This window comes from Faecousia sp. (genome assembly GCF_048519415.1).
GTDB lineage: Bacteria > Bacillota > Clostridia > Oscillospirales > Oscillospiraceae > JAZOXB01.
Genome location: NZ_DBFZUT010000053.1, coordinates 1 through 22,323, shown reverse-complemented (window position 1 = coordinate 22,323; position 22,323 = coordinate 1). Strand labels below are relative to the sequence as shown.

General features: G+C 57.5%; 16 protein-coding genes and 1 pseudogene. 1 reads left to right on the top strand and 16 read right to left on the bottom strand.

Annotated elements, in window-relative coordinates:
- Window positions 1–144: pseudogene (locus tag ACMKFF_RS05760) on the top strand (group II intron reverse transcriptase/maturase); the annotation flags it as partial.
- Here the strand turns inward: ACMKFF_RS05760 and ACMKFF_RS05755 are convergent.
- The 16 genes from ACMKFF_RS05755 to ACMKFF_RS05680 all read right to left on the bottom strand — a co-directional run bounded on the left by ACMKFF_RS05755 (window position 138) and on the right by ACMKFF_RS05680 (window position 21,762).
- A complete protein-coding gene (locus ACMKFF_RS05755) occupies window positions 138–656 on the bottom strand; it encodes a GntR family transcriptional regulator (RefSeq protein ID WP_419496344.1) in 519 nt (172 codons plus the stop codon). The pseudogene ACMKFF_RS05760 and the gene ACMKFF_RS05755 sit on opposite strands and share 7 nt — an antisense overlap.
- 504 nt (window positions 657–1,160) lie before the next feature.
- Window positions 1,161–2,300 (bottom strand): non-hydrolyzing UDP-N-acetylglucosamine 2-epimerase, encoded by a 1,140-nt coding sequence (wecB, locus tag ACMKFF_RS05750; protein WP_419496343.1) that lies wholly within the window; start codon window positions 2,298–2,300, stop codon window positions 1,161–1,163.
- Window position 2,301: 1 nt separating this feature from the next.
- Entirely contained in the window at window positions 2,302–3,495 is a 1,194-nt protein-coding gene (locus tag ACMKFF_RS05745; RefSeq protein ID WP_419496342.1) for an NAD-dependent epimerase/dehydratase family protein, read from the bottom strand.
- Entirely contained in the window at window positions 3,495–4,523 is a 1,029-nt protein-coding gene (locus tag ACMKFF_RS05740; protein ID WP_419496341.1) for a polysaccharide biosynthesis protein, read from the bottom strand. Before ACMKFF_RS05740 ends, ACMKFF_RS05745 begins: the two co-directional genes overlap by 1 nt.
- Window positions 4,524–4,525: 2 nt before the next feature.
- Entirely contained in the window at window positions 4,526–5,848 is a 1,323-nt protein-coding gene (locus tag ACMKFF_RS05735; RefSeq protein ID WP_419496340.1) for a flippase, read from the bottom strand.
- 24 nt (window positions 5,849–5,872) lie between these two features.
- Window positions 5,873–6,997, bottom strand: coding sequence for a glycosyltransferase family 4 protein (locus tag ACMKFF_RS05730; protein ID WP_418487443.1), 1,125 nt, complete (start codon window positions 6,995–6,997; stop codon window positions 5,873–5,875).
- Window positions 6,994–8,190, bottom strand: coding sequence for an O-antigen ligase family protein (locus ACMKFF_RS05725; protein WP_419496339.1), 1,197 nt, complete (start codon window positions 8,188–8,190; stop codon window positions 6,994–6,996). Before ACMKFF_RS05725 ends, ACMKFF_RS05730 begins: the two co-directional genes overlap by 4 nt.
- Window positions 8,191–8,249: 59 nt before the next feature.
- Window positions 8,250–15,158 carry a leucine-rich repeat protein gene (locus ACMKFF_RS05720; protein WP_419496338.1) on the bottom strand — a complete coding sequence of 2,303 codons (6,909 nt, stop codon included), beginning with the start codon at window positions 15,156–15,158 and terminating at the stop codon, window positions 8,250–8,252.
- Window positions 15,159–15,354: 196 nt separating this feature from the next.
- Window positions 15,355–16,221: a LicD family protein gene (locus ACMKFF_RS05715; protein WP_419496337.1), complete on the bottom strand. Its 867-nt coding sequence runs from the start codon at window positions 16,219–16,221 to the stop codon at window positions 15,355–15,357.
- On the bottom strand, window positions 16,197–17,459 hold the full coding sequence (locus tag ACMKFF_RS05710; RefSeq protein ID WP_419496336.1) for a glycosyltransferase: 1,263 nt from the start codon (window positions 17,457–17,459) through the stop codon (window positions 16,197–16,199). Before ACMKFF_RS05710 ends, ACMKFF_RS05715 begins: the two co-directional genes overlap by 25 nt.
- Window positions 17,456–18,739 carry a glycosyltransferase family protein gene (locus ACMKFF_RS05705; RefSeq protein WP_419496335.1) on the bottom strand — a complete coding sequence of 428 codons (1,284 nt, stop codon included), beginning with the start codon at window positions 18,737–18,739 and terminating at the stop codon, window positions 17,456–17,458. Before ACMKFF_RS05705 ends, ACMKFF_RS05710 begins: the two co-directional genes overlap by 4 nt.
- Window positions 18,736–19,503: a glycosyltransferase family 2 protein gene (locus ACMKFF_RS05700; protein ID WP_419496334.1), complete on the bottom strand. Its 768-nt coding sequence runs from the start codon at window positions 19,501–19,503 to the stop codon at window positions 18,736–18,738. Before ACMKFF_RS05700 ends, ACMKFF_RS05705 begins: the two co-directional genes overlap by 4 nt.
- 15 nt (window positions 19,504–19,518) lie before the next feature.
- Window positions 19,519–20,172 carry a CpsB/CapC family capsule biosynthesis tyrosine phosphatase gene (locus ACMKFF_RS05695; RefSeq protein ID WP_419496333.1) on the bottom strand — a complete coding sequence of 218 codons (654 nt, stop codon included), beginning with the start codon at window positions 20,170–20,172 and terminating at the stop codon, window positions 19,519–19,521.
- A complete protein-coding gene (locus ACMKFF_RS05690) occupies window positions 20,159–20,917 on the bottom strand; it encodes a CpsD/CapB family tyrosine-protein kinase (protein WP_419496332.1) in 759 nt (252 codons plus the stop codon). Before ACMKFF_RS05690 ends, ACMKFF_RS05695 begins: the two co-directional genes overlap by 14 nt.
- On the bottom strand, window positions 20,904–21,104 hold the full coding sequence (locus ACMKFF_RS05685; protein WP_419496345.1) for a hypothetical protein: 201 nt from the start codon (window positions 21,102–21,104) through the stop codon (window positions 20,904–20,906). The genes ACMKFF_RS05690 and ACMKFF_RS05685 overlap by 14 nt, the downstream gene beginning before the upstream one ends.
- Entirely contained in the window at window positions 21,019–21,762 is a 744-nt protein-coding gene (locus ACMKFF_RS05680; RefSeq protein WP_419496331.1) for a hypothetical protein, read from the bottom strand. The genes ACMKFF_RS05685 and ACMKFF_RS05680 overlap by 86 nt, the downstream gene beginning before the upstream one ends.
- Window positions 21,763–22,323 lie beyond the last annotated feature (561 nt).

Sequence of the window (22,323 nt, the reverse complement as noted above, 5' to 3'; positions counted from 1 at the left end):
CGCATCATCCAGCAGGCAATCGCACAGCAGCTAACCCCAATCTACGAACCGTTGTTCTCGGATTTAAGCTACGGCTATCGTCCGGGCAGGAGTGCGCAGATGGCGATTCAAAAGGTGAAGGAATATGCGGAGCAGGGCTATTCCTCCTCAAGGCAGGAATAAAACGACTGGTTCTGCGCAAGCTGCGCCTCCATGTTGGGCACAAGCGCAGCCGGGATATAGTTGACCTCCGTGGCGATGGGGACGGAGTCCGCCATGCGGATGCGCTCGAGCCGCCAGACGGGCTGGTCCTGGGGGATCTGCAGCTTGTTCGCCGTGCGGATCACCGGCAGCTCCTTCTCGAGGGAGACGACCTGATTGCTGACCTGAAGGCCCATGTTCAGCATCTCCTGTGTGAAGCTGAGAATGCGCCGCGGGCCGCTTTCGATCTTCATGCTGGCGACGAATGTCCCCTTGCCGGGACTACGGACGAGGAAGCCCTCCTGCTCCAGCTCCTTGAGCGCCATGCGCACGGTCGTGCGGCTGATGCCGAAGGAGTCCTGTAGCTGCTTTTCGGACGGCAGGATCGAACCGGGCGGATAGTCGCCGCCCTCGATCCATTTCAGTAATGTCTGCTTTAACTGATAGTAAAGCGGTTTTTTAGAAGAAATACTCATATTTATCCATCCTGTTACTTAAAAGGATTGAAAGCCGGAAAAGGGGTATGTTGTACTTACGTTTGTATCATACCACTAAAAATCCGATTATTCAAGCATAATTTTTGCGATTTCAACAAAATAGTAGATAAAATTAAAACAAAAATGTGCATTTTCACGAGGCGAGAATGAGACGATTGAATGCGGAAAAAGATACATTTCCGTGATGCCATGGGGAACGCTATTCATCGACATGAAAACATATACAAAACTGTCCTGAAGTTGTCACATTCCGGCGCAGAATCCGGGGGTAATTATGCAGCATTTCGATAGCCCCGGCCTGCCCCTCCCGATACCAAAAAAGATACATTTGCAGGTACAGGAACAATACATTTCCGATACATTTCAACTTACCCAGCCAAAAAAATTTTTGCGTGGATATCCCAGAAACATCGCTGCAGCGCGGAAAAAGCAAAAAATAGCCCGCCCGAGATGGATACTCGGACGGACTGCCGGACGGAAATACTATTTTCTCCAAATAAAACGATCCACGATGCCGGTATAGCTCTGGATGATCCGCGCGACCTTCACAGACACATTCTCGGCGGTATAGTCAGGGACAGGTGTGCCGAATTCGCCGTTTTGCTGCATCTGCACTGCCAAGTCAATGGACTGCAAGAGCTGCTCCGTATGGATGCCGGAGAGGACAAAGCAGCCCTTGTCCAGTGCCTCCGGCCGCTCGGTGGAGGTGCGGATGCACACCGCCGGGAAAGGCTTGCCCACGGACAGATAAAAGCTCGACTCTTCCGGCAGGGTGCCGCTGTCGGACACGACGCAGAAAGCGTTCATCTGCAGGCAGTTGTAATCGTGGAAGCCCAGCGGCTTGTGGGCAATGACGCGCCTGTCCAGTTGGAATCCGCTTTCCTCCAATCGTTTCCGGCTTCTCGGGTGGCAGGAGTACAGCACCGGCAGGTCGTATTGCGCCGCCATGGCGTTTACCGCTGTGAACAGGGAACGGAAATTCTCCTCCGTGTCGATATTCTCCTCCCGGTGGGCGGAGAGCAGAATGTACTTGCCTTTTTCCAAACCGAGCCGGGCGTGAATGTCGCTGGCCTCGATCTGCGGCAGATTCTGATGCAGCACCTCCGCCATGGGGCTGCCCACCACGAAGGTACGCTCCTTGGGAACCCCTGCGGCGTTCAGATAGCGCCTTGCATGCTCGGAATAGCAGAGGTTCACATCGGAGGTCACATCCACAATGCGGCGGTTGGTTTCCTCCGGCAGGCATTCGTCGAAGCAGCGGTTCCCGGCCTCCATATGGAAGATCGGAATGTGAAGCCGCTTGGCGGCAATGACGGACAGGCAGGAATTTGTGTCACCCAGCACCAGCACGGCGTCCGGCCTGACCTTCTGCATGAGAGCGTAGCTTTTGGCGATAATCGTGCCGATCGTCTCGCCGAGGTTTGCACCGGCGGCATTCAGGTAATAGTCCGGCGCACGAAGCCCCAGATCCTCAAAGAACACCTGATTCAGCTCGTAGTCGTAATTCTGCCCCGTGTGGACGAGAATCTGCTGAAAATAGCGGTCGCAGCACTGGATCGTAGCGGACAGACGGATGATCTCCGGCCTCGTGCCGAGGATCGTCATCAGCTTGAGTTTTTCCATGTCAGACCTCCTCATAGAACGTGTCCGGGTGCTGCGGGGCGAAGCACTCGTTGGCCCACATCAGCGTCACCAGATCATCGGTCTTGCTGAGATTCGTGATGCTGTGGGTGTAGCCCGGCAGCATGTGGACGGCCTCGATTTTCTCGCCGCTGACCGCAAACTCCAGAACCTCGTCCGCGTCCAGCCGCCGCTCGCGGATCAGTCCGTGCCCTGCCACAACAATGAAAAATTCCCACTTGCTGTGGTGCCAGTGCTGGCCCTTGGTGACGCCGGGCTTCGTGATATTCACGGAAAACTGCCCGCAGCTCTGCGTTTTCAGCAGCTCCGTGAAGCTGCCGCGGACATCGACGTTCATTTTGAGCGGAAACGAAATTTTCTCCGGCGGTAGGTAAGAAAGATAGGTGCTGTAGAATTTCTTTTCAAAGCTGCCCTCCGGAATTTCCGGCAGCAGCAGCGTCTCCGGCTGCTCCCGAAAGGAATGCAGCAGCTCGACGATCTTGCCCAGCGTTACGCGGTGCGTCACTGGTACATAGCAGAAATCTCCGCCGGGCACCGGCGTCAGGCCGTCATAATCGCAGCGGTGCGCCCGGCCGGACAGCGCTGCCAGCAGCTCCGCGACAAGGTCGTCAATGTAGACCAGCTCCAGCTCCGTCGCGGGGTCGTTGACCGTGATTGGCAAATCGTTTGCAATGTTGTGGCAGAACGTCGCCACGGCGGAATTGTAATTCGGGCGGCACCACTTGCCGAACACGTTGGGGAAGCGGTAAATCAGCGCCTCCGCACCGGTCTCGGCGGCATAGGTCCGCAGCAGCTTTTCGCAGGCAAGCTTTGCCTTGCCGTATTCGCTGCCCGCATAGCGCCAGACGAGAGAGGCCTGGGCGGAACTGGCCAGCATCACGGGGCAGCGGTTGTCCGCGTTTTGCAATGCGGCAAGCAGTATTTCCAAAGAGCCGGTATTGCCGGGGAGGTATTCCTCCGCCGTTTTTGGGCGATTTACCCCTGCTAAATGGAATACGAAATCCGCAGATTTCGCATAATCAGCAAGTTGCTCCGGTGAGCCGTCCGTGTCATATTCGAAGATTTCCCGGATATCCAGCTCCGGGTGCGTGCGTTCCTTGCCGTCGCGGATGTTTTGGAGCGCCGCGACGAGGTTTTTTCCCACAAAGCCGCGCGCGCCGGTGACAAGAATGTTCATCAGCAATTTCCTCCAAAGAGCTTCAGCTTCTGCAGCAGGCGCTTCATACCGTCCAGGTCCAGCCGCTGGGTGTTATGGGAGGTGTACGGTTCGATCTGAGACAGCTCCGCGCTTCCTTTGGAGAAATAGTTGTCGTAGTTCAGGTCGCGGCTGTCGGCGTGGATACGGAAGAAACCTGGCAGGTCCTCCGCCCGCAGCATTTCCTCCGAGGTCACGAGTACCTCAAAGAGCTTCTCGCCGTGGCGCGTGCCGATGGTCTGTACGCCGAGGTCGGAGTGCTTCATCTCCAGAATGGCCTGTGCCAGTGTTTCAATGGTCGCGGCGGGTGCCTTCTGCACGAACAGGTCGCCCTGCTCGCCGTGCTCGAAGGCGTAAAGGACAAGATCGACGGCGTCGCTGAGCGTCATCATGAAGCGGGTCATATTGGGATTCGTGACGGTCAGCGGTTTTCCCTCGTCGATCTGGTCGCAGAACAAGGGAATGACTGAGCCGCGGGAGGCCATGACATTACCATAGCGCGTCAGGCAAAGTACGGGATCGTCTGCCAGCATCTGCTTCGACCGGGCGATGACGTTCTTTTCCATCATAGCTTTAGACATGCCCATGGCGTTGATGGGATAGGCGGCCTTGTCGGTGGAGAGAAAGATCGCCTTCTTGACCCGGTTTTCCACGCAGGCATCAATGACGTTGTTGGAGCCGATCACATTGGTCTTGACGGCCTCCATGGGAAAAAATTCGCAGGAGGGCACCTGCTTGAGGGCGGCGGCGTGGAACACATAGTCCACGCCCCGGAAGGCTGGGGCGATGGAGCGGTAGTCCCGCACATCGCCGATGTAGAATTTGATTTTCTCCGCGCAGGCGGGACAGGCCAGCTGATAGGCGTGGCGCATGTCGTCCTGCTTTTTCTCGTCGCGGGAGAGGATACGAATCTCGCGGATGTCCGTGGTCAGAAAGCGGTCCAGAACCGCGTGACCGAAGGAGCCGGTCCCGCCCGTGATGAGGAGGACTTTGTTTTCAAATCTTGACATAATCAGCATGCCTTTCTCTGCGAATTATCGGTTTTCTTTCGCTTTGGAAACACATCACGCAGCAGGACTGCCTGACACATCAGCAGCCCATTGGGACGCAGCGGACGTAGGAGAAGCGGAAATACGAACGTTGTAGATATTTGCGTCAGCAGGGAGGCAACGGCAGCACCTGTTGCGCCCCAGCAGGGGATCAGCAGAAAATTCAGAGCCACATTCACCAACGCGGAGCCGATATAAAGCGGTGTCAGGTACTTTTGCTTTCCTTCGCATACCACCCACGCGCCGCGGGCCACGCCCAGATAAGAGAATGCGGTGTACCATGTAATGACCTGCATCGGCCTGACAGCCGGAAGGTACGCTTCCCCATAGAGCAGGCTGACAGCCGGTCGTGCAAGCAGCGTGATCACGGCGGAGACGGCAACAGAAAAATAGAAAACAAGGGCATACAGCTGCCGGTTATGCCGGACGAACTGCGCTTGATCCGTCCGATGGGCCTGCATGATACCGGGCGTGATCGAATCAATGATAGCCGACAGGACGAAGGTCCATACGGTAGCCAGACTGGTAGCCGTGGCGTAGTAGCCAACGGAGGCCTCATCCAGCAGATGCTTGAGCATAAAGCGGTCTGTACAGTTATAGACGGACACCATGAGGCCGCAGAGAATAAAGCTCCCGCTCTGGCGCAAAAGGGCGCGCCCCTTTGCAGGCGAAATATGCAGGCGGGGACCGCCGCGCCACTTGTACAGCCCCAGAAATACAATGGCTGCCACAGCATAATCGATTGTGTTGGAGATGGCAAACCAGCGAACGTCCTTGCCCAAAACCAGAAGGAGTACTTTGTAGAAAGAGACGATGATATACCCAACCGATGTGGCAATCGTTGCGTATTTGGACTCCAGCCGACTTTGAAACCAGTACTGAATGGTATCAAACGCCTGAAAGATCAGGGACATGCTGTAAAGCGCTACCACGGTCATGGTCAAGCGCTCTCCACGGTCCACAGCGGCCACTATGGCCAGAATGCTGACCGCAGACAGCGTACTGGACAGCAGCCGCATTGCGATCGCCGTTCCAACTGTAGTTCCGGTACCCTCCGGGTCATCCATAAAGTCCTTCAAAAGGAGTGAACTCAACCCCAGAGTGGCAAAGGATGTGAAAAAGGCGGTATACAGGGCGGCATAGTTGACCAGACCATAGTTACTCGGCCCCAGATAGCGTGCAGTGAGCAGATTGACCAGAAAGGCCAGTGCCATGTGCAGGATTCTACCTGCGACCAGCCAGCCCGCGTTTTTGGCGGCACGTCGGCTGAAAAAAGATACTTTCATATTTGCGATATATGCCAGCAGTGGCTAAGCGCGGCTGCACGGCCCTTCCAAATAGAGTTCGGGGGACGGAACCCCCTCTGAAATGGCCCGGATCAAATCGACCAGCCGACGGGCGGCTTCTTGCGCATTCCAGGTGTTTGTGATGGTCTCATAGGCATGTTTGCCCATTGCTTCCCGTGTAGATGGCTGCTCCAACAACCGTACGACATTTTCGTATAGTTCATTCCTATTCTCAGCGCGATAGACACAGCCATTTACGCTATTCTCGACCAAATAGGGCGTCGAGCCGGCTGCGTCACTGGCAACGACTGCGCAGCCGCTGTTCATGGCCTCGTTCAACACAGCGCCCCAGCCTTCGTGGCGATCCGAAGTAAACAGAAATATTGCGCTGCGTTCCATTTCCCGGCGCACCTGCTCCGGTGACAGGCTGCCCAGAAGGCAGACCTGAGATTCCAAAGCATATTGTGCGATCATTCCACGCAGCTTCGGTTCCAATGTCCCGCTTCCCGCTATACGCAGAGAAAACGAATAGCCTGCATCCCGCAGCCGAGCCGCAAGCCGGATCGCATCATCCGGATGCTTCAAATCCAGCAAGCGGCCCGCCCAGAATATACTGCTCGGCTCTTTTTGTGAGAGCAGCGCTTCCGTATCATAGGAAAGTACTGCAGGAAAATATCCCCATTTATAGGCCTTCCCACGGAACAATCCCATTTTCGCATAATCATCGGCGGCATAAGCACTGGCACATAGAAGATACACCGGCTTATAAGAGGGATTCCAACGTTGCCATTTCACCATCCGCGGCAGAAATTTCAGCGGCTCCAAGCCGTTTTTCAGAGGGCGCTCCTGATATCGCAGGATCAGCTTTCCCTCCCGCAGGCGTTCCCGCAGCAGAATTTGCGGCGCAGAGCCAACAATTACGGCATCTGCCTCCAAAATCTCGCGGGAGGCCACGACCCATTCTGCCGGGGTACGCGGCGTGACAACAAAATCCGGAAGATCCCTGATCTCGCCCCACATCGCGCGCCGCTCCAGTGAGATCGATCCACTGGCCAGAAACCGGAACGAGATGCCGCTTTGCGCAGCCAGTGCACGGCATAGCGGCCCCTGATGATGGTTATAGAAATTGGAGAGAAAAATGAGGTTCATGGTGCAGCCTCCATGCCGGCCTCCGGCTGACAAAGGTTTCGGAGCAGCAGGAAGGTACCGGCGTACAGATACACGCCCAATCCGCCGGAAAAAATCGCTGCCTCGCCGACACCCAGGATGATCTCACAGGTGAAGCCGATCGTAAAAAGAAACTGCTGCCGGGATTGACGTTTTCCACTCATATAGATCAGGGAATACAGTGCAAAACAGACAATACACAAAACGATCGGTCCGTAGGATACCAGAATATCGATGTGTGTGTTATGGAACTGGCTGCTCCCCAAACCACCGCTCGCCTGCGCGTAGGCACCGAAGATGGGGGAGGAGAGCCAGAGACGCAATGCACGCAGCCATATCTCCATGCGCGATGTGAGGTCCTTACCGGCAGATTCCAAAAATGAAAACAGGCTGATCACGCCGGGCAGCTGTAAAAACAGAATATATGCTCCGGCAAAGAGAAGCGGCCATACGGCTGCAATTTTGGAGAAGGTTTTCCCCAAACGGAGCTGATCAGCTTTACGCAGGGACAGAACAAAGAAAACAACCAGATACAGAATAACGGAAAGCAGAGCATTCCGAGCTTTCGTTTTCCAGAGAAAGAACAGCAGAAAGCAGACTTCTGCCCATGCCGGAATGCGCTGCCACGAGCGCGTCAGTGCGGGAAGACGATTCATTTCCAGCATGATCATTCCCGCAAGAAACAATCCGGTCAAATTCGGATTGGTAAAGCCAAAGGTCAGATAGTTTGAAACAACGCCATGGAACAGATAGGCTCGCTGGCCCTGATAAAAGTAGGCGACGATCAGATAGGCAGATACGAGATCCAGAATGCCGTAGATCCAACGGCGGACAGAGGCATTTGGTACTGATTTATAGGCAGCTGAAAAAAAGAGTATAGTACTAAAAAATGATAACAGTTTTTTAAGGTATTGCATCGTGATCACTGAACTGCTGAGGGCGGCATTGATCAGAACACTGACAAATGCAATGAGTATTCCGGCAAGCATCCAGAATTCGAGTCGCTCCATCCTTTGCAATGCGCATGTAATCCAGAATATCAGCGTTAGATAAAAGGTGGCATAGAAGCAGAAACTGACAGCGCGATCCATATGTATGACCTGCAGACACACGATTGCCCCTGCAAAGCTGTATAGAATTTTCAGAATCAAAGGCTTGAAGTCAAATTTTTGCATATGGATCCTCACAAGTTTGATTGCCACAGGGGCGCAAGGCCCCTGTGGCGATTGTTTATTCAGCGTTCGTTCTGTTCCAGAAATGCTTCCTCGAACACAGCCAACTCATCCTCAATGGGCGACATATCGATCTCGCCTGAGAATTCGGCAATGGCCTGCGCATCCGCTTCGCCGCGGAGCGTATAGGCGATGCCATACATTTCTGCATAGGCCTGCGCATAGGAGCCGGCCGCGACAGAGAGCGTTACCTCCGCAGCGTCAAGGAAAATGTTCTTGCCCATGGCTGTTACGCCATCCGGAATATACAAGCTGGACATCATGGTATCGGCCTTGAACACATATTCACCCATGCTGGTGAGAGAACTCTTTTCGCTGATCTCCACATCGGTCAGCTTTGCGCAGTAATAGAAGGCATAGCCATCCAGTCTGGTGACGCTGTCGGGAATGGTGATCGTCTCGAGGCTGCTGTAGCCAAAGGCACCCCAGCCGATGCGCTCGAGCTTCGAGTCCGCTTCAAAGGTCACAGTTTCCAGCTTGCTGCACCAGAAGAAGTTAAACTTGCCAATATAGGTAATATCTTTGCCGATGACAACCTGCTTGATCTGCTGCTTGCAGGCTTCCCATGGGGCGTGGTTTGTCTCGTTGTCAGCCATGGGACCGCTGCCGCTGATTTTCAGAATGCCTTCGGAATCCAGCTCCCAAAGTGCATTCTCGCCGCAGCTTCCGCTGGCGACGATCCGCACGGGAACGGGACGGGCAACATAGGCAATGCCGAACTTTTCTGCATAGGCCTGCGCATAGGAGTTCTCACCGACGGACAGTGTCACATTGGCGACAGCGTCGAGGAAGATGTTAGCGCCGATCTGGACTGTGCTGTCGGGAATATAGAGGCTGTGCAGGCTCGTATCAGCCTTGAAAACATATTCGCCCATGCTTGCAAGGCGGCTGTTTTCGCCGATCGTCACGTCACTCAGCTTAGAGCAGTAATAGAACGCATAGCCGTCGATCCGGGTGACACTGTCGGGAATGGCGATCGTCTGCAGGCTGCTGTAGCCGAAGGCGCCCCAGCCGATGCGCTCGAGCTGCGAGTCTTCTTCAAAGGTCACGGCCTGCAGCTTGCTGCACCAGAAGAAGTTGAACTTGCCAATGGCCGTGATATCCTTGCCGACAACGACCTGCCTGATCTGATGCTTATACGCTTCCCATGGAGAATGGTTCGTGCCGTTGTCAGCCATGGGGCCGCTGCCGGTGATCTTGAGCGTTCCCTCGTTGTCCAGCTCCCAAGCTGCGTTGTCGCCGCAGCTGCCGCTGGCAATGATGGCCGCGGGGACGGGGCGGGCGGTATAGGCGATGCCGTACTTTTCCGCATAGGCCTGTGCATAGGAATTCTCGGCCACGGAGAGCGTTACGCCGCTGACATCCTTGAAGATCGCGGTGCCGATCTTTGTAACGCCGTCAGGAATGTACAGGTAGGTCATTTTGCCGTCTGCCTTAAATGCGTACTCGCCGAGGCTTGCCAGCTTGCTGTTCTCACTGATCGCAACATCGGTCAGCTTGGAGCAATAGTAGAACGCATAGCCGTCAATCCGGGTAACAGAGTCAGGAATCGTGATAGCAGGCAGGCTGCTGTAGCCGAAGGCGCCCCAGCCGATGCGGTCAAGCTGCGAGCCCTCTTCGAAGGTCACGGTCTCCAACTTGCTGCACCAGAAGAAGTTGAACTTGCCGATGGCTGTGATATCCCTGCCGATGACGACATGACGGATCTGGTGCTTATAGGCTTCCCACGGCGTGTGGTTTGTGCTGTTGTCCGCCATGGGGCCGCTGCCGGTGATCTTGAGTGTCCCCTCGTTGTCCAGCTCCCAGGCTGCGTTGTCGCCGCAGCTGCCGCTGGCGATGATCACTGCGGGAACAGGTCTGGCAACATAAGCCAGACCGTATTTCTCGGCGTAGCTCTGTGCGTAAGAGTTTGCGGCAACGGAAAGCGTTACGGTGTCGTGCGCATCACGGAAGATATCAGTGCCGATCTTCACAACCCCATCGGGGATGTAAAGACTTGTGATCCGGGTATCGGCTTTGAAGACATACTCCCCGAGCACTGCCAGTTTGCTGGCCTCGTTGATTGTAACATCGGTCAGCTTGGAGCAATAGTAGAACGCATAGCCGTCGATCTGCGTAACAGAATCGGGAATGGTGATGGAGGGCAGGCTACTGTAGCCAAAGGCACCCCAGCCGATGCGCTCCAGCTTGGTTTCCTCTTCGAAGGTCACGCTATGCAACTTGCTGCACCAATTGAAATTGAACTTACCGATATAGGTGATATCCTTGCCAATGATGATCTGCTTGATCTGACCGTTATGCTTGCGGATCGGGGTCACACCGCGGAACTCATAGTCATTCATGGCACCGGAACCACCAACTGCAAACCTACCGTCGCGGTAGAAGACATAGTAGACTGTCTGACCGCACAGACCAGCGTCGACAACATCTGCCGTTGTGCAGCGGACAAAGCGGCCGCTGTCAAATTCGCACTGCTCACCATTGAGCTCATAAGTGCCCTGATAGGCAAGAGCGTCCTGATCGAACGAGTAGGTGCCATCCGGGAGGACCAAAGCACCCGTGACCGGGCTGCCGCCGATGAAATAGCGCATTCTTCCCGTCTTCGTATCCTTCGCCCAGCCGGGGTAGGCGCTTTGCTTCGCGCCGGTCTCGTAGCCGCAGACCTCACAGGAAAGGATATCCGTGTCGCTGTCGTAATCGTATGTGTGTTCATCATTCTCGCACAGCGGGGTCTTCCTTTTACTGTACTGATCCAGCACGGTCTTACTTCCGTCCTCTGCCACATTATACGCTGTAACGGTAGCCTGGAAGCGGTCGGCGGTGACGTCGACATAGATGCTCTCGAAGTCGAGCGTGGCCTTTTCGAAGTGGAAGTCCTTATTATCCACGATGGAGTAGGACTTACCGCCGGTGGAGCCGCAGATGTAGTACACGGTGCCCTTCTCATCCACCTGACCGGCCGTCAAGGGAGCGGTGCGGGCGTAGCTGTGGTCATTGCCGGAGAAGTAGAAGTCGATCCCGGCTGCGTCGCAGGCTGCAGGCAGATACTGCTGATAGATCTCGCCGCCGCCGGTGGGGTTGGTATAGTAGGCGGGGACGTGCGTGACTAGCACCTTCCAGGTGCAGCTCGTCTTCGCAGCGTCCTCGATGAGCCACTGTGCGAACTGCTGCAGGGTGTCCTTGTCGGAGGTGTGGTTCAGCACGGCGATGTACACGTCGCCCCGCTCCACGGAGTACCAGGCGGCGGGAACGCCGAACACGCTCCTGGCAGCGATGGCGCCGTTGCCGCTGTCGTCTGCCTCGTGGTTGCCGATGACGTGGAGTACATCGGTGTCGCGGATGCCGTCGAGCGTGAAGAGCTTCAGGGCGTCGTCCCACTGGTTGTAGTAGCGGACATTGTCCACAGCGTCGCCGAGCTGAACGCCGAAGGGATACTGCCCGGCCAGATGATCGGCGATGCGGACCATGCCCTCAAGGGCGGCCTCCTCCTGAATGTCCGCCAGCAGGAAGAAGCGGGTCTGCTTCCCAGCTGCCGGGACGGTGAAGCTGCGGATGGCGGACCAGACCGTGCCGTCGCCGACGCGGTAGTAATACGTCGCGCCTGCGGTGAGGCCGCTCAGCGTCACGCCATTCACGCGGTTGATCTGCTTGCTGCCGGAGTAGGAGATCAGGCGGCTCGTGCCCTCGATCTGCGTGGCTTCGCTCAGATCTGCGCTGGTGGAAAGCTCTGCTACGGCGGCAGCGGCGCTGTGGCGCGGGTCGCTCATCCAGGTGATGGTCTTGCCGTCTGCGGCAGGGGAGAGGGCGTAGATGATATTGTAGGGTGCGCCGGTCTCGTCGCCCACGGCGTTGTAGCTGAACAGGGTGATCTGATAGGAGCAGTTGCCCTCGGCGTCCTCGGCGCGCAGGTTCACGCTGCCCTCGCTTGCCGTCAGGCCGGAGATGTCGATCCGGCCGTTCTCGTCGGTCTGACCCTGCAGGACGTCATTGGCATAGACGTTGACGCCGACTGCCGCAGCGCCGTCGCGCACGACGGTCACGGTCGCGGTGGCCTTGCTGCCTGCCACGGCGGTCTCCGCCGTGATGCGGTACATGGCCTCGATCGGATAATTCGCGACGGGCGTGGTGAAGCCGGTCGCATATTGGTTCAGGTCGCTGATATCGAGGTTCTCCGTCTGCTTGCAGCCGTAGGAGCCCTTCGTGACCTGCACGTTGATGCTGCTGCCCTCTGTGACGGAGGTGGGGATGGGAATGTCGACCGTGGCCAGCGCACCGGCCGTATACTTCGCGTGGTCAATGGTGGTGATCTCCACGGAGACGACGCCCTTGGAGGGATCGTAGCTCCAGCTGCCCGTCACGCCCTCGGGGAAGGTGACGTTCGCAACGGGATAGCTGCGCGTGACGGAGATGGCTGCTGTCAGGGATGTGACGGAAGCGGGATCATCGCTCTCCAGCGCCAGCTGCCACGTCTTGCCGACGGTGGGAACACCCAGCGTGTTCAGCGCAATGTTCGGCACGTCCGGCTTTTCGGCTTCGACGGTGAAGTAGCGGGTCTCGCGGGTTACGTTGCCGTAGCCGTCCTTCAGGTAGAACGTGATGGAGTGCAGGCCGTTGCCGAAGTGCATCAGGCCGGAGGTGCTGCCGAGAATGTCACAATCGTACTTGCCGCGATAGGTGCCGTCGAAGTAGAAGTAGGCGGATTCCACGCCGGTGGCGTAGGGATCGGTCTCCTCACTATCGTTATAGGTGACGAAAAAGCGGAGCTTGTCGGAGTGGAGGGTCATGCCGTTCTCGAGCTCTGTCTTGGTGCCGTCGTCGTTGACGAGCTGGATGGAGGTCACGACCGGAGCCGTGACGTCCTGATTGTTTGCGCCGTAGACGACGCAGAAATTATCGAGAAGAATGTAGCCCTTCAGGTCGCCTTTGTCGAGCTTGACGCCGTCGGTGGTGTACCAGCCGATGCCGCTGGTTGTGACCATCGCACGGAACAGCATGCCGCTGTTGGCGCGGATCAGGGCACCTGCATACTGGGTCAGGTCAGCCTCCAGATACTGCCAGCCAGCCTTCAGCCCCTCGCCGCTGCCCGCGCTGCCATTGCTGAAATTGACATAGGCGTTCGTCCAGCTTTGGCCATTATTTGTACTGGTGGCGATCTGGGCACGCAGCCACGGGACAGGGACTCCCTCGGGGATATAGACCCAGACACCAAGCGCTGTCGGTGTGCCGTCAATGGCGAGATTGTCGCCAAGGCCGAGACAGGCGCCATCGGTACCGGTGAGACCGGTCCAGTCATATTCCAGCTTGATGGCCTTATGACCGAAGCGGACGATGTCGGCATATTCCTCGGCGGTATCGGAGACGATGGAGCCTTTGACCACACCGCCGCGGCCGGCATAGTGATAGGTCGCGACTGCATTGGAGGCCATGCCGTCAAAGCTTTCGACGGTCGTGCCGATGGTGGAATAATCCCACGGGTCCTCATCGCCGCCGTCGAGGATCATGGTCGGCTCCATGCCGATATTCACGGTAACGGAAGCGCTCAGCTCACCGCGCGTGGCGGTGACGGTTGGGCTGCCGGAGTATTTCACGTTGCTCGTGACGGCGAACCGGTTGTTCGCAAACGAACCTGCATCCGGGTCGGAGATGGCCCAGTTGATGTCGCCGTCCTTGAGATGGACCTGCTCGGATTGATAGGTCGCCCGGAAGCCAAGGTCGCTGACGTCGTTATAGTTGAGGTTGACTTCGCTCGACGCAAACGAGAGGGCGTCCGGCTCCTGCACATGCAAGATGGTCGAACCGACCGTCTTGCCGCCGCTGACTAGGTCGATCGTCACGTCGCCGGTCTTGCCGGACGAGGTGAACACGGCGGAAGCGCTGCTGCCGCTGACGGCGGTCTCGCTCACGGTGCCCATGGCCGCATCGCTGACCGTGAAGACGGCGTCCGCGGGGAGGGACTTGGCAGGAGCGCCGGAAAAGTCCATGGCGCTGGCTGATAGCTCGACCGTGGAAGCGGGCGTGTAGTATTCGCCGTCAGGCGTGACGGCGGCGTGGTCGAACTCGCCGGAGGCAGCCACGGTGGAGACGACGAGAATCGTGCCGGAGACCACGCGCTCGCTGCCGCCTGCGGGCGTGTTGCGCATGGTCAGGTCGCTCTCGCCCTCGCGCTGGGAGAGGTAGGTGGAGGAGCCGCCCTCGTCGAGCTGGATGGCCGCCACGCAGCCGAGCGCGACCATCATGCGGGCCTCTTCCTCGGCGGTGTAGCCGACGGAGCGGGGGGCCATGGTGCCGTCTGCCTGGAACAGGACGACCGTGCCGTCGGCCTTGACGCCGACGCTGGTGCGCGGGTAATAGCCGCCGTTGCCGGACTGGGAGGCAACGACCTTGCCATCCCAGACCATGGCGACGAGCGCGTCGACCGCCTCGACGATCTGAACGGCCTTGCCCTGCTTTTCACTCTGGCTGGCCTCGGCCTGCGCAAGGGTCGTGCCCTCGCGGAAGACGTTGACGGAGCCGTCGTCAAACGCGGCGAGGAAGGCGCGGCTGGAGTTATCGTGATGCACGACACCGTTCATCACGAGATAGCCGGAGGGCTCGCCGGTGTTGATGTTGAACCACGAGGCGTTGACGCCGCCGACGACGTTCAGGCCCGTCTCCCTTTCGTAGACGTGCGCCTGCTCGGTCGTGGTCTTCAGCGTCCAGCCAAGCTCCTTCGGGTTGCGGTTGCCGTAACCGGCTACAATTTTCGCCCGTCCCTCATTCGGGTTGACCTGCATGACGTTGGCAACGGTCTGGGAGTTGCCCGCGTCGTTGTTCGTGATAATCACGGACTCGGAAATATCCGGCGCGATGGAGTAGTTTTTCTTGGAAATAACGTGGTAAGCGGTACCGGGAATTTCGCTGCCCTTATTCAATTCGGTACTCAAGGGCTGCTCGGTTCTACTGCTATCTTTTGCGATGGCATTCGCCGGGAGAAGCGATAGACACATCACGAATACGAGCAGTATAGAAATGGCTTTCCTCATGTTGTTTTACCCCTCTCTGAAATAATTTGAATACATGTACCTTCGAAACTTAGCGAAATGTTACATCGATCACCCTCCTGCTTCTTTATCGAATACATTTTGTATGTATTTTGATTGACATAGTAGCTTGCTTGTCCAGATATTCAGTATAGGAATGCTCTAGGTCCAGAATTGCGGCATGTTCCTTACATTTACGCTCCTCTGGAGAGGGAATCCGATGGTAATCTCCATATAAATTTCGCAAAAGAGCGTCATAATGCCGTGAGATCGGGAACGTGAAATCCTCAAATTGGATTTCCATTGTGTTGTTGAGCCATTCCCGGGGCAAAAGGTTCTTTTTATAGCTTTTGGAAGCTGCCAGAAAGGAATGTACCATTTCTGTGCCTGCGTCCTTCCTGCGTATGCAGAATTCCTCAAGAGGACGGCGCGGCACTATGCGGCAAAACTGCATAAACAGTTTCTTTGCAATGCTGTTTGTTTCATAGCCGCGGACATACAGCGCTTTGGCGATGACAACTTTAGATGCAGCAAACTGAAGCCTTCGGATCAAGCCATTATTTGCCAGATTATCACATGGGAAAATATCAATATAAACGCCTTGGTGTACTAATTTGTCCTTCGGATGATATTTTTCTATGCAGGCAGTTCCGTTTCGCCGGAGCTTCGAAAACTGCATCGGCCAATGTGGGCTGTTATCTCTTTGAACATAATAGACCGATGGGTCAAAGTCGCCTGCGGCTTCTCGGAAGAAGCGTTCATACTCATCGCGCATGAGAATAACATCAATGTCATCATCCCACGGAATGAATCCCCCGTGTCTTACAGCGCCAAGTGCAGTTCCGGCAAATAACTGATAATGTATGTTATGATTTCGACAGACTTGGTCAAAATCATGCAGCATCTCCAACAGGAGTGTTTGGTGTTCTGTCAGATGTGTTTTCTGCTTTTCCACAGTTTGACCTCTTTGCTTTCCAATTTATCCACCATTAACGAAAGCGCCGTATACTCAGCCTTATAGGCACGATACATATTCTCCATACTGAACCGTGCTGCGGCATCTGCGGCAATCGCCGCCCGGTCCGGTGTGGCTTCCAACCGGCTGCGCAGGGCATGTTCCAGCGCGTCCAGATCGCCATATTCCACAAATTCGCAGCAGGATGGCGGCGCGATGCTCTCAGGCCCGCCTGCGCGGAAGCCGACGACCGGCGTGCCGCAGCAGAGGCTTTCGGCAGTTACCAGCGAGAAGGTCTCGCGTCGGCTCGTCAGCAGTGCGGCGTCCGCGGCGCTGTACCACGCTGCGAGCAGTGCCTGATCTTCCAACCGGCCGATATCCAGCACATTGTCCGGCACGTTCTGCAGCGGATCGCGGTTCCCTACGACGGCGAATGTGACGTCCGGCATGCGCTTTGCAAGTGCAAGAACGTACCAGCCGCCCTTCAGGCTGCCCTGCTCGGGGGAGAAGGACGCCGTCACATGGAGCACGAGCCTGCGTCTGGCGGATGTGTATCTTCGCCGCAGGTCAACTGCAGCCACCGGATGGAATATCGCGGTCTCTACGCCGTTTCCAATGGTCACATGGTGCAGCCCGGCCAGAACGGGCGCTTGCTCCGCCCGGCCCCGAAGCCAGGGCGAGACGGAAACGACGGTGCAGTTGGAAAACCCGGCGAATGCATCCCGCATCCGCTTCCATGCGGCGGCCGTTCGGTCAAACAGCAGGGAGCCGGTCTGCGCCCGCAGCTGCGGGCAGCTGCCGCAGCCGGTGCGCCACTTTTCGCAGTCTGCCGCAATACCGCAGTTGGCGGTATAGGGGAACTCTGCGTGGAGCGTCAGCAGCGTTGGAACGCTGTGCCGTTTCAGCCAGCGGACAAGACGGAAAATATTGACGAAATAGCCGTTGATGCACTGAAGGTGGACGATATCCGGCGCCTCCCGCCGGAGAATATGCAGCAAGCGTGCGGTCGAGAGCACGCAGCCGCCGTAAACCAGCCCGGTCAGATCGGCCTCGGCATGCTGCGCCTTGGCGTACAGCTCCCCGCAGACCTTATGGACGTGCGGGTCTGTACTGCGCGGGCCGCGGCCGCAGCAGACAACGGATTTGATCCCCTCTGCCAGCAGACGGGTGTGGATCGCCTGCGTCAGGCGGCCGGTGCTCCCGGTTCCATAGACACAGTTGATCTGCAGAATTTTCATTTTACTCCCTCCGCAGCCACGCGCTCCAGCAGCGCATGCAGGCGCGCGCTGTTATCGGCCTCGCGTCTGGCAACTGCCGCGGCTCGCTCGACGAGGGCGCGACGGTATGGCTCCTGCGTCAGAACGGCCTTTGTGATGGCGGGAAGCTCTTGCATGGAACTGGCCAGCGCGGCGCAGTCGTTCCGGCGCAGATAGGCCATGGAGGCGACATCCTCCGGCCCGTAGGCCAGCAGGGGCCTGCCGCTGGCAAGGCTCTCGATGATCTTGGTGGAGACGGAATAGCGGACGCGGTCCCGGTTCTCTTCGTCAAAGGCCTCCACATGGACAAAGGCATCGGCGCCGTCAAAGGCTGCCTGATATGCTTTCCCGGTGACAAAGCCGTGCATGCGGATCGCCGGGCAGGCCGCCAGACGCTCCAGCAGCTCCGGGTATTTGTGATCAGTATAGATCTCCAGCGTAAAATCGGTCCCTTCCTGCCGGTTCAGCGCGTCCAGCGTCTGCCCAAGCTCCAGCAGGGGCTGGCCGCGGCCGCAGCCGAGGTTCCCCATGTAGGTCAGGCAGCGGTGCAAAACGTCGCGGCCCGGCTCCGTATAGGGATGAACGGCAAACGGCGGGCAGGTCATCACGTCCGTCACCTCTGCGCCGAAGCTCTCATGGTATCGCGCCGCAAGCTCGGGACAGATCGTCACGGTCAGGGCGGTCTCCTGCAGCAGGGCCGCGATTTTGCGGCGCAGGCGCTTCTGCCGGAGCTTTGCCCAAAAGGCATTTTGCTCCTGCAGGAAATAGAAATCGTCGCAGATATAGCTCACGATCGGGATATGCCGCTCGCGCGCAAGGGTCAGCGCAATGTCGTACAGCAGCTCCTGCTTGCCGGGCGCGACGAAAAGAACGTCGGGCCTTTCGCGGTCGAGCCATGCCTTCAGGCCGGGATGATCCCAGCGGCTGAGCTGCCAGATGAGATCGCGGGCCAGACGCATGGGCTCGGAGCGGCTGCGGGGCGAACGATAAGTTCGCTCCTCTTTTTCACTGGTGAATTTGTCATGGCACGCCGGATCAGGGCTGATCTCCCCACCGACGGCATGCCGGTCCCAGATGGAGTGCAGCGCTTCGCGATCCGTGAAGCGATAATAGCTGCCGCAGCAGGCCGTATCCGGGACAGCGGGATAGAGGAAGAGCTGGCAAAGCTCCTCCGGGCGGAATGCGGAAAAAAGGGACAGAAACGTCTTGCCCATGTTGTTATAGGTCGTGACCGGGTTGTGGGAGAGCAGAAGTACCTTCATCGTGCCCTCCTGTGCTTCCGCAGCGCATGGCAGGCATAGACTGCAAAAACGGCTGCGGATTTCCAAATTGACAGCTTTTCCACCCTGCGATAGATCAGCCAGCGGTTTTTTGCCGCATTTCGCTTGTCGCTGGAGCGGGAGCCCTTTACCAGACGGTAATCCGCCAGCACCTCCGTGCAGGCGACCGCCCGATATCCGGCCTTCAGAAGTCCGAGCCAGAATACATAGTCTTCATGGTAGTATTCCGTCGGAAAGCGCTGCCCGGCGAGGATCGAACGGCGCAGGAGCACCGTGGAGCAGCTTAAAACACTTTCCCGCAGCATGGCCTCGTAGTCCGTCGACTCCGGAACGAGAAAATCGGACAGGTGTTTGCCGCTCTCGTCTATCAGTGCATAGGAGCAGTAGAGAATATCACCGCGCGATGCAAGAGCAAGCTGCTTTTCCAGCTTGTCTGTATGCCATATATCGTCGCAGTCCAGCAGCGCGATCCATTCGCCCTGCGTCAGAGCAAAGCCGCGGTTGCGCGTCTGCGCCGCGCCCAGGTTCTTTGGATTGCGGAATAGGCGAATCCGGGGATCGGATTTTTCAAAGGCCTCTGCGATCTCCGCCGTTCGGTCGGCAGAGCCGTCGTCAAGGATCAGCAGCTCCCAGCGCGCATAGCTCTGCGCGAGAACGGAGCGAATGGCAGCGCCGATATAGGGTTCTCCGTTAAAGGCAGGCATGATGATTGAAACGAGCGGCAGCGATGTTTCTGTGGCGTGCAATGGGCGTTCCTTCTCTCAGCGTAGCTTCTTTTCCAAAAGCGTTTTGCATTTCTTCCAATCCCGGTAGCCGTCTCCAAGCATATGGATATCGCTCCCGAGGTATTTGACATAGCCGTTTTGGATCCATTCCAGATATCGTCTGCGTTTGATCGGCTTCGTCAGGCAGACGGCATTGAGCTGAAGCGGGATGCCCTCCCGGATCAGCCTTTCGATATTTTCCTTCGGGTATCGGTCCGCATGGGCCAGAACGATGTGGATGTCCTGCCGCTCACACAGGGCGAACAGCGTAGCCCACAGGGAGGACGGCCACGCGTAAAACGGCATTTCCAGCAGCAGCTCGTTCGTCCCCTCCAGACACAGGCGGGGAAGGTCATCAAGCCGCTCCATGCCGTCGCAGATCAGGACCTCGGCCCCCAGCAGGATGCGCGGAAGCTCCGGCCTGCGCGGCAGCGCCGCGGCGCATCGCGCTCTGCGCTCCAGAAAGGCGGCGGCGTTCTCGCGGTGCGGGTAGAAGTGCGGCGTGGCGCACACAGTCCGGATCCCGGCCTCGGCGGCCATGGCGAGCTGCCGCAGGGACGTCTCCACGCCGTCGCTGCCGTGGTCGCAGCGGGGCAGGATATGCGCGTGGTAGTCGAGCGTCAGGTCGATCACGGGGTTACTTTGCGCCATAGGACTCGCTGTAGGAATAGCGGTAGCCGTACTTATCACCGTATTTGTACTTGCTGGCGTATTTCACGGATTTCATGTTCAGACCGTTCAGCACGACGCCGCAGAGATTCCCGCCCGCGCGGCGTACAGCGGCAGTCGCGGCATTCAGCTCGTCCGCAGTCGTATTGCCGGAGCGTGCCACGAGCACGACGCCGTCGACAAAGGTCGAAATGATCTGTGCGTCGGCAACTGTGTTGATCGGGGGCGTGTCGATGATAACGTAGTCATAGTAGTCCGCGCAGCTCTCCACGAAACCCTTCATGCGGTCGGAGGACAGCAGCTCGGACGGGTTCGGCGGGATCGTGCCGGTGCAGACGATCCAGAGGGGCAGCTCCGTGACCTTCGCCAGCTCGAGCTGCCAGATCTTGGCGAGGTAGTCGCACAGGCCCGTGGAAAGCTCGATCTTCCAGAGGCGGCGCTGCGTCGGCTTGCGCATATCGGCATCGACCAGCAGGACGCGCTTGCCGAGCATGGCATAGCTGATGGCGATATTCGCAGCGGTCAGGCTCTTGCCCTCGGAGGGCTTCGCACTCGTGACGGCGAAGGTCTTGCAGGGCCGCGCCTTGTCCGCCGTCATGCAGAACATCAGGCTGGTGCGAAGCTTGACATAGGCCTCCTTCATGGCGAAGGGGGCGTCGTTATTCAGAAGCCTGCGGCGATTGACCGTGATAGCTTCAGCTGCTGCTTTATTATTACTCTTTTTCATTTTTAGCGGCACCTTCTTCCGTTACGGTCCAGTAAGCGTAGTTGTCATCGGCGGAATTGATGTCCGGGATCTGCCCGAGCACCGTGATGCCGACCATGTTCTCAATATCCTCCGGCAGATAGATCGTCGTATCGGCGAGCGTCCGCAGGATCACGATGACGGCGGCCACCATCACACCGATGATCACGCCGATCGCGGTATCGAAGACGGTGCGCGGGGAGGCCTTGTCCGTCGGTATCTCCGGCTGGTCGACGATCTCGACGCCGCCGGCCTTCGTGATGCGGACGATCTCGGTCGGCGCGACCTTGGCGAAGGCCCCTGCGACCCGGCAGGCAAAGGCCGGGTCCGTCGAGGTGATGACGACCTCGAGCAGCTGGGTATCCGTGATGACGGATGGTCAGCACGCGCATCTCCCGGCGCTTGCCCTTCGGATAACGGATCTGGACCGCCAGAGCGCCAGCCGGCCGCCGTGCCTCCGTATCCTTCAGAACACTGTGCAGGACCGACAGGATGTCATGCACGGTCTTGACAGACAGCCCGTCCGTTTCAAGCAGTTCCCGCGTGAAGGCATCGACCGACGCGGTGCAGATGCCGCCCAATCTGCGGCTGCCCAGCCGCGGCTTGATATGCCGCTCCAGGATCGCCCGGTATTTGATGTAGCTTGATTCCCGAATTTTGTCTCGCTTCTGCAGGAGCCAGGCATCGCACAGCGCAGAAAAGCAGGGCTGCTGCGTATTGGCGCATCTTACCCGGAGCCTCACGTTCGGCTTGCATTTCGGGCCGGGACTGCTCCCGTGGGCCGACTGTTCCTTCTTCTGCTTGCGGATCCATTCGCAGTTGATCATGTTGCTTCCTCCGATCAAAGATTCGTTTTCCCTTGCGGGTACTTCTATTTTAACGGATCCGAAAGTCGCTTCCCTGTGCCCGACCCGGCTCCGTCTTCGGCAGCGGAGTATGGCGCTGCGCAAGGAATAACCTGTTATAAGTCTAAAATCAGTTCGCTTTTTGGTGAAAATTGCCAAAAAGAGCGGCTTTGTATTGATTTATTGAGTTCATCGTTTTATAATATTTGCGTTAAAAAACTTGGCAGCATTCTCGTAGAGTGGCATACTCTGCGAAATTTTCCTCGGAATTTCAACAAGAGATGACACGAAATGCAGAATTTCTTCCGCGGCAGTGCCGGATTTCGACGAAAAAACCGCAATGCAGGACCGACAAAAAATCCCGCTCCGGGGCAGTGCACATGCACCGCTCCGGAGCGGGAAATTTATGTGCGCCCGGTGAGCGCACGTTCTATAGGGTGAAAGTCCCGAGTCCGCCCGGTAGCGGGAAGGGCTAGCCAAAGGCAAGGGTGTCCATCGTGAGGTGGAATCTGAAGAAAGCCGGATTTTGGGAGTTGAAAGGTC